At 63.3% G+C, this 10,011-nt stretch carries 7 protein-coding genes; 2 read left to right on the top strand and 5 right to left on the bottom strand.

What is annotated here, in order from left to right:
* Nucleotides 1-68 precede the first annotated feature (68 nt).
* From J0I64_RS05365 to J0I64_RS05350, 4 genes are all read right to left on the bottom strand, one after another.
* On the bottom strand, nt 69-1,682 hold the full coding sequence (locus tag J0I64_RS05365) for an FAD-dependent oxidoreductase (protein ID WP_291406578.1): 1,614 nt from the start codon (nt 1,680-1,682) through the stop codon (nt 69-71).
* Nucleotides 1,679-2,713 (bottom strand): LacI family DNA-binding transcriptional regulator, encoded by a 1,035-nt coding sequence (locus J0I64_RS05360; RefSeq protein ID WP_291406577.1) that lies wholly within the window; start codon nt 2,711-2,713, stop codon nt 1,679-1,681. Before J0I64_RS05360 ends, J0I64_RS05365 begins: the two co-directional genes overlap by 4 nt.
* Nucleotides 2,714-2,879: 166 nt before the next feature.
* Nucleotides 2,880-6,155 carry a S41 family peptidase gene (locus J0I64_RS05355; RefSeq protein WP_291406576.1) on the bottom strand — a complete coding sequence of 1,092 codons (3,276 nt, stop codon included), beginning with the start codon at nt 6,153-6,155 and terminating at the stop codon, nt 2,880-2,882.
* A 147-nt stretch (nt 6,156-6,302) separates the two neighbouring features.
* Nucleotides 6,303-7,709, bottom strand: coding sequence for a short-chain fatty acyl-CoA regulator family protein (locus tag J0I64_RS05350; protein WP_291406575.1), 1,407 nt, complete (start codon nt 7,707-7,709; stop codon nt 6,303-6,305).
* A gap of 153 nt (nt 7,710-7,862) precedes the next feature.
* Between J0I64_RS05350 and J0I64_RS05345 the strand changes: the two genes are divergently transcribed.
* Both J0I64_RS05345 and aceA read left to right on the top strand, forming a co-directional pair.
* Nucleotides 7,863-8,090: a hypothetical protein gene (locus J0I64_RS05345; RefSeq protein ID WP_291406574.1), complete on the top strand. Its 228-nt coding sequence runs from the start codon at nt 7,863-7,865 to the stop codon at nt 8,088-8,090.
* 96 nt (nt 8,091-8,186) lie between these two features.
* Nucleotides 8,187-9,482 (top strand): isocitrate lyase, encoded by a 1,296-nt coding sequence (gene aceA / locus J0I64_RS05340; RefSeq protein WP_291406573.1) that lies wholly within the window; start codon nt 8,187-8,189, stop codon nt 9,480-9,482.
* 141 nt (nt 9,483-9,623) lie between these two features.
* Here aceA and J0I64_RS05335 read toward each other — a convergent pair whose 3' ends face one another.
* Nucleotides 9,624-10,001 carry a DUF779 domain-containing protein gene (locus J0I64_RS05335; protein ID WP_291406579.1) on the bottom strand — a complete coding sequence of 126 codons (378 nt, stop codon included), beginning with the start codon at nt 9,999-10,001 and terminating at the stop codon, nt 9,624-9,626.
* Nucleotides 10,002-10,011 lie beyond the last annotated feature (10 nt).

Genomic DNA, 10,011 nt, shown 5'->3' with positions numbered 1-10,011 from the left:
GGATGCGGCGGTTGCCTTGAGTAGATGTTTCGTCATGGTTTGTTTCCTCCCTTGATAATGCGAAACGGTCAGTAGCCACGCACGTCCGGCCAGCGGATTTCGATGCCTTCCGCATAGAGACGTGACTGGAAATCGGTGAGCAGGGCGTCGTCGGCCTGCACCTGGTGCGGCGTGAGCCCCTTGTTGAGGCAGTGCGCGGCGAGGAGGCCGGCGACTTCGCCGACGTTCCACTCGACCGGATGCAGGCGGTAGCAGCCATTGGTGATGTGGGTGGTGCCCATGTTCTTGCCGCCGGCAAGCAGGTTTTTGACGCGGCGCGGCAGGAGCGAGCCGAGCGGGATTTCGAAGGGCGCGGATTCGACGTCGACATAGTTGTCGCCACCCGTCGAGGGGTGGAGGTCGATGCGGTACATGCCGATGCCGACGCTGTCGCGATACTGCTTGGACAGCGTGTTGCCATGGATGGTCATCGACACGTCCTGCTCGACGATACGGGTGACGGGCAGGATGCGGCGGCTTTCGCGAATGTAGGGGGCCATGGCGAGACCATGGTCGGTGCCGGTGATGTCACCGCGCAGGCGCAAGCCAGGGAAACCCTGACCGCCATCGAGGCGCGGGGCTTCGGTCTGGAGCCAATAGAAGACGGCGTACGAGAGGTCGGCGGCGGATTTGAGGTGCGCAGCCTTTTCTTCCTCGGAGACGTCGATGATGGAGCCGAGCATGTAGTCGATCATCGGCCAGTTCACGAGGCAGATGTCGGAGCCATAGGCGCCGGGCACGAAATTGCGGCGGGCGGCGATGCGGCGGAAGGTCCAGAGATTGCCGTCGCCGGCATTGCGGCGCTGATCGGCGTCCACCAGCAGCGGATCGTCATCCGGGTTCGGGGTGAAGCTGCGTTCGGTGATTTCGAGAGTGCGCGGGTGTGGCGCCTTGAAGCCGAGCAGCGGGCCGCCCCAGAAATCGGGCTGGTACTGGCGCCAGAAGTCGTAATTGGCGGGCTTGTCGATCACCTGATTGCCGTCGACATGGTCGATGGCGAAGCAGACGGAGATGGCCTGGACGTTGTCGGGCTGGGCGGTTTCGGGAGCGCTGGGTTCGCCGGTGTCGGACTGCGCTTCGAAGCCTTTTGCGTATTCGGTGCCCGTTAGCGGCAGGAGATCGCCGAGTTCGGTGGCGTCGACGACGTAGGAGGCGGAGACGGTGATTTCTGCGCCAGTATCGCGGTGGCGCAGGGTGATGGCGCGGACCGTGTCGCCCTGCACATCGGCCGCGACGGGCAGATAGGGTTTCAGGACGCGGAGCTGGCCGCCGCCACGCCAGGGGGCGAGCATGGCTTCGATGACGGCGAGGCCGGTGCGCGGCTCGGCGCAGAGGCGGCTGACCCAGCCGGCGCCGGGATTGAGATCGCCCCAGGCGCGGCTTTCGGCCGTCAGCGGATAGTGGTCGCGATAATATTGGCGGATGCCGTTGCGGAGCTGACGATAAGAGCGGGTGATGCCGAATTGTTCGACCCAGGAATGCTCATCGGGCGGGACGGCCTGGCTCGTGAGCTGGCCGCCGAGCCAATCGAATTCCTCGGTGAGAATGACGGTGCGGCCCGAACGCAGGGCGCCGAGAGCGGCGGCGACGCCACCGAGGCCACCACCGACGACGAGCAAATCTGCGGAAAGTTCTTTGGTCATTTGGTCTTCTTGGTTTTGGAGGAGGGAGCGCCGAGAGTGTCCCCCTCGAGCGGCTCGCAATGGAGGAGGAGCTGTTCCACCGGGGCATCGTGCTCGACGCGGCGGACCAGCATTTCGGTGGCGGCGCGGGCCATGGCCTCGCGCGGAATGGCGAATGAAGTGAAACGGCGGCCGGGCTCTTCGGCGCGGATGTGATTGCCGAGGACGACGATGGAGAGGTCGCCAGGCACGGAAATGCCGCGGGCGCGAGCGGCCTGCTCCATGACCATGGCATCGGATAGTTCGGTCACGAACACGCAGGTGGTGCCAGCGCTGAGCAGGACGTCCAGGGTTTCGTTCGGCGGGCGGCCGACGGCAAAGACAGAGGCGACGAGATCGGCTTCGCCCACGGCGCGGCTGAAGCCGTACCAGCGATCGACGGTGGACTCTGCGCCTTCGTTGAGGCCGACATAAGCGATGCGGCGGTGGCCGAAGGATTTTGCGCGCTCGACGAGGGCCGAGGTAGCGGGGGCGTAATCACCGCCGACATAGGGCACGGGGCCGCCGGCATCGTCGCGGCGACCTACGGCGACGAAGGGGAAGTCGCCAGCAACGAGGCGGGCCAGTTCGGTATTGTCGAACTTGCGGCCGAGAATGACGCAGCCATCGGCGAGGCGGAGGCGGACATTGTCGCCAAAGATCTTGCGCTGTTTTCCCGCGCCGGTGAGGAGCAGCAGGTCGTAGCCGAGGCTTTGCGCGGCTTCTTCGATGCCGAAGAGGAAGGGCGTGAAGAAGTCTGCCTGACCGGAGGGGAAGGCGGGTTCGTAGGTGAAAACGCCGAGGATGCGGTTGAGGCCCTTCACCATTTTGCGGGCGACGGGGTCGGCGACGTAGCCGGTGTCGCGGATGACCTTTTCGACGCGCTCGCGGGTTTCCTGCGGAATGCGGGCCTGGGAGGAGGGGGCGCCGTTCAAAACAAGGGAAACGGTGGCCTGGCTGACACCAGCCAGCTGCGCAATGTCCTTTTGTGTCAAACGTTTAACGGCAGCCACGAGCTTTGCTCCCAAGCGCTAATACGTATTATCTGCTAATGCGTATTAGCGGGTGTGAAAGTTTGAGTCAATGCGGCTGGTGGGGATCGTGTGTTGGAAAGTTTTCCGTCGGGCCGGGGAAACAAAAAAGGCGCCCGGTGGGGCGCCTTTTCGAATGCTTGGCTAATCAGCGTTGCGTGGGTAAACGGCAGTCGCTGTCCTTGCCGATCTGGGCCATCAGGGCCTCGACAGCGGCTTCGAGCTGCGGATCGACTCCAATGCCGACGGCATTTGGATCGAAGGGGACGGCAATATCGGGCTCGATGACATGGTTCTCATAATAGGAGCCATCGAGGCGGCGGCTGGGCAGGACCGGGATGTTATAATTGAAGCCCGGGACCAGCTTGCTGTTGATGCTCGCGACATAGGTCCCGGTATTCAGCACGGTATCGCCGACAAGCGGGCCGATGCCGCTATCCTGATAGGCCTGGGGGAAGATGGCCGCGTCCGAATAGCCGAAGCTGTCGACCAGCACCGCGCTGGGCCAGACCCAGCGATTGTTGGGCTCGGTGGCGATGGGAGCGCCGTCGCGGCCAACGAGGGCATAGGGATTGCCCGAGAGCAGGGTGATGAGCTCGCGGGTGAGGTTGCCGCCGCCATTGGAACGCACGTCGATCAGTGCGGCCTTGGCGATGTCGCGGGCGCCATAGAGTTGGCCCAGCACGTCGAGATAGGGGCCATTCGACATGGCCGGAACGTATTGATAGGCGACGCAGGCGTTGGACAGGCGATCGACCAGCTCGGTGCGAGCATCAAGGAGGCGTGTGCGGGCGAGGCCAAGCTGACGCCAGTAGTCGATGGGGTCGACATAGACGAAGCGTTCTTCGGCGCCTTCGCCATCGATCACGCCGATGAGGGCGCGCTTGCCTAGATTGATGTCGAGCAGGCGTTCGATGCCGCCGGCGTCGGGCACGGGCGTGCCATTGATCGAGGTGATGATGTCGCCCGGATCGATGCCAAGACCAGCACGGTCGAGCGGGCCGCCCGGCAGGACGGCGGCGACGCGCCGGCCCTGACCCTCATAGCCATAGTCGAGATAGACCCCGAGGACGTCGTTCCGCGAACCGATGCCAATGCGGGAGCTTTCGTCGCCGCGGAAGCCGGTGAACAGGTGCGATGCCGAGAGTTCGCCATACATGGCGCCGACGAGATCGGCGAGTTCGCGGCTGGTGGCGATGGAGCCGAGATAGGAGCGGTACTTGGCCCCGATCGCTTCCCAATCGCGGCCTTCGAGGTCGCTATCGTAGTAGCGATATTTCAGGTCGGCCCAGGCCTGTTCGAAGGCGGCGCGACGGCGCTGGTCGGGATTGACGGTGGTGAAGATGCGCGCAGGGGAGCTTGAAACGCCGCTCGGGTCGTAGAGCGGCACCGACAGGATGGTGTCCACAAGCTTGATATCGACAACATTGAGGGCGCTGACAAAGGAGACGGCCTCAAGGCCCGGTGCTTCCACGGTCTGCATGAGCGTGCGTTCGCCGCTGCGCAGGTTGAGGATTTCGAGGTTGATTTCGCTCGGAACGTCCTGGGTGACCAGGAGGATATTGGCGTAGTCGGAAAGGGGGCGGGCGAGGAGAACGTCGCCGATGCCTTCGGTCAATCGGGTGCCGAGGCGACGGGCGCGCGTGGTGTCGGGCTCGTAGCGCTGCGGTTCATAGACGGCGTCTTCCTCATCGCTCGTGACAGGGAAATTGCCTTCGCTGATAGAGAGGAAATCCTGACGGGCCGCTTCCGAAACGAAGATGCGGTAGAGATCGTAAGTCAGGCTGTGGAGTTGCGCCGAGCGGGCGCCGAAGAGGTTGGTTTCGCCAATGACCTGAGTGGCATCGGCGCTCCAGAAGCCGCTGGAGAAACTTTGCAGGCCCTGGGTGACCATTTGGGGCGGGGTGCTACCATCGGCGGAAACGATGGCGGCCTTGCCGGAATCCGCACCGCCCTGATAGCGCCACTGCACCAGAATGTCCTGCGAGGTCGGGGACCAGGCGAACCACTGATCACCATCGCCATAGGACGAATTGTAGTCGGACGGTTGGAAGAGCGCGGTGACTTCCCCGCTCGCCAGGTCCAGCACCTTCACTTCGCGCCGGTCGGAAACGAAGGCGATGCGGGTGCCATCGGGCGAGAAGGCCGGCTGGAAGGCGTTGCCTTCCTCAGGCACCAGGAGCGGTACTTCTTCATACTTGATGGCGAGGGGATCATTGGATTCACCGACCTGCAGGTCGATGGCGTAGAGGCCCCATTCGTGGCCGCGCTGGGCAGCATAGACCAGCATCGAACCATCGGGAGAGAAGGTGACGTTCTTCTCTTCGGTGGGTGTGGCGGTCAACTGGCGATAGTTGCCGGCGCGGTCGAGCAGGAAAATATCGGTGCTCGAAACCACGGCCAGCCGCTCGCCATCGGGCGAGGAGACGAGTTCGGTGGCGGAGCCGGCGACAATGTTGCTGTCAATGCTGGCGCGCTGGTCGAGCGTGAGGATTTCGATGGCACGGGGCGCTTCGTCGGCCGACGCCTTGACGTAGATGCGGCCGTCATACCCAAAAGCGAGTGTGCCATTATCGGCGACCGAGAGGTCGCGCACGGGCGCGTCTTCGAAGAAGGTCAGCTGGGTTTCGACGCCGCTCGCGAGATCCACCTGCCAGGCGTTGAGCCAGCCGGAGGCTTCGGAGAGGTAGTAGAGGACAGTGCCGTCCTTGCTCCAGACGGGGTTCAGGCGATCGGTGCCATCGACGTCGAAGAGGCGTTCGTGCCTGCCGGTGGCGTCGTCGTAAATCCAGATCTGACGGGCATTGGCGGCCACGCGATGCTGGCGCGAGGCGGGGTCGGTCGACGGATCGTAGGAATAGGCGAGGCGGGTGGCGTCAGGGTTCCAGCGCGCTTCGAGGGCAAAGTTGGGCAGGATGAGCGATTCGCGGCCGGTCGTGGTATCGACACCATAAAGCTGCGTTTTTTCGGAGAGGGCAGCCTGCACGCTGCGCTCGGCGTCGCCGAGGCCGAGCGAGGTGTAGAGCACGGATTTGCCATCGGGCGAGAAGCTCGTGGGGGTGTCGCCGGTCGAGGACCAGCTCGAGCGCTGCAGCGTGCCCGAGAAGTCGGAAATGTAGATGCTGTCGGTGCCGCTGATATCGGAGGCGAAGGCGAGGCGCTCAGAATCGGGCGCCCAGACCGCGTCGTGGCTATAGGAGCCCTGAGCGGTGAGGGGAACAGCGAGGCCGCCTTCGGCATCGACGAGGAAGACCTGGCCCCGATGGGTGAAGCTCAGGGTTTCGCCATCGGGCGCAATGGCAGGGTGACGAATCCAGCGCGGCTCTTCACCCCGGTCCAGCGAGCTGTCGTGCTCTTCGGCCTGGATTGGTGCCATGGCCACCAGCATTGCTGCGACCGAAATCGCTATCCTTCGTCTAAACAATTCCAGTTTCTCCAATAGTTTGTTGCGTCAAGCCGGCCCAGCTTGGAACAAAGCCGCAAGAGGTAAAGTCTTGCTGAATCTGCTCGCAACAAAATCCCGAACTTGTGGGCAGGTCTGGTAGTGCGGCGACCGAACCGCCCGGCGGGCCTAGCTCATGCGGGCATAAAGGCTTTCGGCACGCATGTTTTCGTCGAGGCTGAAGCGGTGGTCGGCCGGCGGATGCGCGCGCTGACCGCATTCAAGGCGCGGACATATCCGGCAGCCGACGCCGACCGGCACGGCCTGGCCCTCCCCGAAGACGTCGAGACCATCGGCATAGACCATTTCGCGGGCGTGGTGGGCGGAGCAGCCGAGTCCGATCGAAAGATAGGAGCGCGGGGCATTGTAGCGGTGGCCGCCCTTGGTGATGGTGCGGGCAATGCAGAAATAGCGCTGGCCATCGGGCATCTGGCTCACCTGCACATGGATGCGCTCGGGCGCCATGAAGGCTTCATAGACATTCCAGCGGGGGCAGGCGCCGGAATGGCGGGGGATATGAATGCCCGAGAGGGAGAAGCGCTTGGAGATGTTGCCGGCAATATCGGTGCGCACCAGGTGCAGGGGAATGCCCTGTGCGCCTTTGCGCTGCAGCGTGGTCATGCGGTGGCAGACCTGCTCGAAGCTCGCGGAAAAACGGCGGCCGATACGCTCGATGTCATAGCGGTGGTCGCGGCAGGCCTTGAGGAAGGGCTCATAGGGCATGATCAGCGCGGCAGCGAAATAGGCGGCGAGCACATTGCGCGCCAGAGCCGGGCCATCGCCTTCGGGTAGGTTGGAGGTGTCGATGATGGCGGCGATCTCGGCCCCGGCGGCGACTTCGCCCAGGTGGTGGGCGAGGAGGAACTGCGCGGTCTCGGTGGGCAGGAGGTCCGAGATCATGATCTGCCGACCCGATGGATCGCGCTGGCGCGCGACGCCATGGGGCAGGGAGGACAGACGCACCTCCTGGCCGAAGACGTTGAACAGATAGGCCTTCAGCCCACTCTCAAAACTGTCGCCAAAATTGTCGATGTCGGCGCGGATGCGTTCGGCCGCCGCTTCCAGCGCGGGGAAGTGGTTGGCATGTTCCTGCAGGAAATCGGTGATGGCGTCGGTCGCCATGTGAAAGGGCGGTTCGGCGGTGGCGGCGGGTTGGGGGCCGCTGGCGAGGAGCAGGCGGTAGCGGTCGTGAAGGCGCAGCACGGCGCGGGCGGCAGCGGGGTTGGATTGGGCGAGGTCGCGGATTTCGAGATTGGTGATGTCGCTGTCGACGAAAAGATCATCGCCAAAGGCCTCCATCAGGTCGCCGACCAGGCGCCCCTCGTCGCTATCGACAAGCTCACCGGGCTCGACGCCCAGTTGCCCGGCCAGTGAGAAGAGCAGCGAGACGGTGACCTTGCGCCGGTTGTGCTCGATCAGGTTGAGATAACTGGCCGAAATGCCCAGCGCCTGGGCAAGGTCGGCCTGCGACACTTTCTTCTGGCGCCGCAGCCGCTTGATGCGGCCGCCGATCTGCATGTCTGCTTCCGCAACCATGTTTTCCTCCCGGCCTGCATTTACTGGCTTTACAGAAATCACCGTCGAAATTGACCGTGATTTACAGCTTTACAGGCTCGATGTGCAGATATTCTTGCGTTTTTCGGTAGTTTGTCAAATCTTTACAGCAGGCATCAAGGAGGAGTTTTCGTGATGAGCCCCAACGCCAGTGAACGTGAAGAATACCTGACCATCATCGCCCCGAGCGCCCACGAAGCCATGGCGCAATTCAAGGCGCGCGGTCTTGATCAGCAGGGCTATGCCATTGCCGGCAAGATCGGCCGCCACCAGTTCGCGCTGGTCAGCGGTGCAGACAGCACCGAGCTCTTTTCGGGTGGCGGCATGTTTGCCGCAACCTTCAGCCGCCGGGTCAGCGCCTAGCGGTTTCTGCCCACGGGCAGCCATTTCCCCATCCACGAACTGCCCGACCCGCTTTTGCGGGACTGGCGAAGCCACGTCCAAACGAGGAGACACGACATGCTCGACAAGCCCAGCCAACCTGAACGCTTTCCAACGCCGGACTATGCGCCCGACCGCTGGAAGACCATTTCCCGCACCTATTCGCGCGCTGAAGTTGCGCGGCTTTCCGGCTCGTTGCCGATCCGGCACACGCTGGCCGAGAATGGCGCGCGGCGTCTGTGGGAGCTGCTGCACAGCGAAGATTTCGTGCCAACCCTCGGCACCTTTACCGGCAACCAGGCGGTGCAGCAGGTGAAGGCCGGTTTGAAGGCCATTTATCTCTCCGGCTGGCAGGTTGCGGCCGATGCCAATTCATCGGGCAATATGTATCCCGACCAGTCGCTTTACCCGGTCGACAGCGTGCCGGCGGTGGTGCGTCGGATCAACAAGGCGCTGCAGCGCGCCGACCAGATACAAAGCATGGAGCAGGCGGACGGGGTGGCGACGACGGATCTCGATTTCTTCGTGCCCATCATTGCCGATGCCGAAGCCGGATTTGGCGGGGCGCTCAACGCCTTTGAGCTGATGAAGGCGATGATCGAAGCTGGCGCTGCCGCGGTGCATTTTGAGGATCAACTGGCTTCGGAAAAGAAGTGCGGGCATCTCGGCGGCAAGGTGTTGGTGCCGACCAGCCAGTTCATTCGCACGCTCAATGCGGCGCGCCTGGCGGCCGACGTGATGGATGTACCGACGCTGATCATGGCACGAACCGACGCCGAAGCCGCGCGGCTGATCACCTCGGATATCGACGACTATGACAAGCCTTTCGTCACGGGCGAGCGGACGCCCGAGGGGTTTTATCGTCTCAAGGGTGGCATCGACGCCGCGATTGCCCGTGGGATTGCCTATGCGCCCTATGCCGATCTCATCTGGTGCGAAACGAGCAAGCCGGATCTGGCGGAGGCAAGGAAGTTCGCAGAGGCGGTGCGCAAGGCGCATCCGGATCAGATGCTGGCTTACAATTGCTCGCCGAGCTTCAACTGGGCGCGCCACATGGGCGAGGCCGAAATGGCCAGTTTCCAGCGCGAAATTGCGGCCATGGGTTACAAGTACCAGTTCATCACGCTGGCGGGCTTTCACAATCTTAGCCTCACGACGTTTGAACTGGCCCGCGCCTACAAGGCTGATGGCATGGCGGGGTATTCCCGGTTGCAACAGGCGGAGTTTGCGGCCGAGACGCATGGGTTTTCGGCGGTGCGGCACCAGCGGGAAGTGGGCACGAGCTATTTCGATGCGGTGTCTCTGGCGGTGAGCGAAGGCAAGAGCGCTACGACGGCCATGGGGGAATCGACGGAGACGGCGCAGTTTCATTGAAATCGTAAACGTCTCGTCGCTCGTCACCACCGGGCTTGTCCCGGTGGTCCCAAGCCATTCGTAAGAATGGCTAGCGGAGGCGAGATGGATTGCCGGGACAAGCCCGGCAATGACGACGGGGAGGGGTGTTCTTACGCCCCTTTACTGAACCACAATCGGCCTTCGCCGGGCGTGCTCCTCATCTGAAAACACCCGGGAGCGCGTCAGGAAACGGCGCTCGGTGCCGTTGTCGAGGCTGAACATGCCGCCGCGACCGGGAATGGCGTCGATGATGAGCTGGGTGTGCTGCCAATACTCGAACTGGCTGGGCGACATATAGAACGGGGCGCCGCCGATTTCGCCCATTTGCACGTCGCGGTCGCCCACGATGAACTCGCCGATGGGGTAGCACATGGGCGAGGAGCCGTCGCAGCAGCCGCCTGACTGGTGGAACATCACCTTGCCGTGGCGGACCTCTATCTCGTGGATCAAGTCCAAAGCCGCGGGTGTCGCCACCACGCGGTCCACAAAGTCGGTCATTTCTCTCTCC

Source organism: Devosia sp., from assembly GCF_017307565.1.
In the GTDB taxonomy this organism is placed as follows: Bacteria; Pseudomonadota; Alphaproteobacteria; order Rhizobiales; family Devosiaceae; genus Devosia.
The sequence above is the reverse complement of the archived record's forward strand: the minus strand, read 5'-3'. Positions and strand labels throughout refer to the sequence as shown.

Coding starts and splice junctions, on each gene's coding strand:
- J0I64_RS05345 (WP_291406574.1), top strand. CDS start 7,863: ATGAGCCCCAACGCCAGTGAACGTGAAGAATACCTGACCATCATCGCC.
- J0I64_RS05365 (WP_291406578.1), bottom strand. CDS start 1,682: ATGACCAAAGAACTTTCCGCAGATTTGCTCGTCGTCGGTGGTGGCCTC.
- aceA (WP_291406573.1), top strand. CDS start 8,187: ATGCTCGACAAGCCCAGCCAACCTGAACGCTTTCCAACGCCGGACTAT.
- J0I64_RS05350 (WP_291406575.1), bottom strand. CDS start 7,709: ATGGTTGCGGAAGCAGACATGCAGATCGGCGGCCGCATCAAGCGGCTG.
- J0I64_RS05335 (WP_291406579.1), bottom strand. CDS start 10,001: ATGACCGACTTTGTGGACCGCGTGGTGGCGACACCCGCGGCTTTGGAC.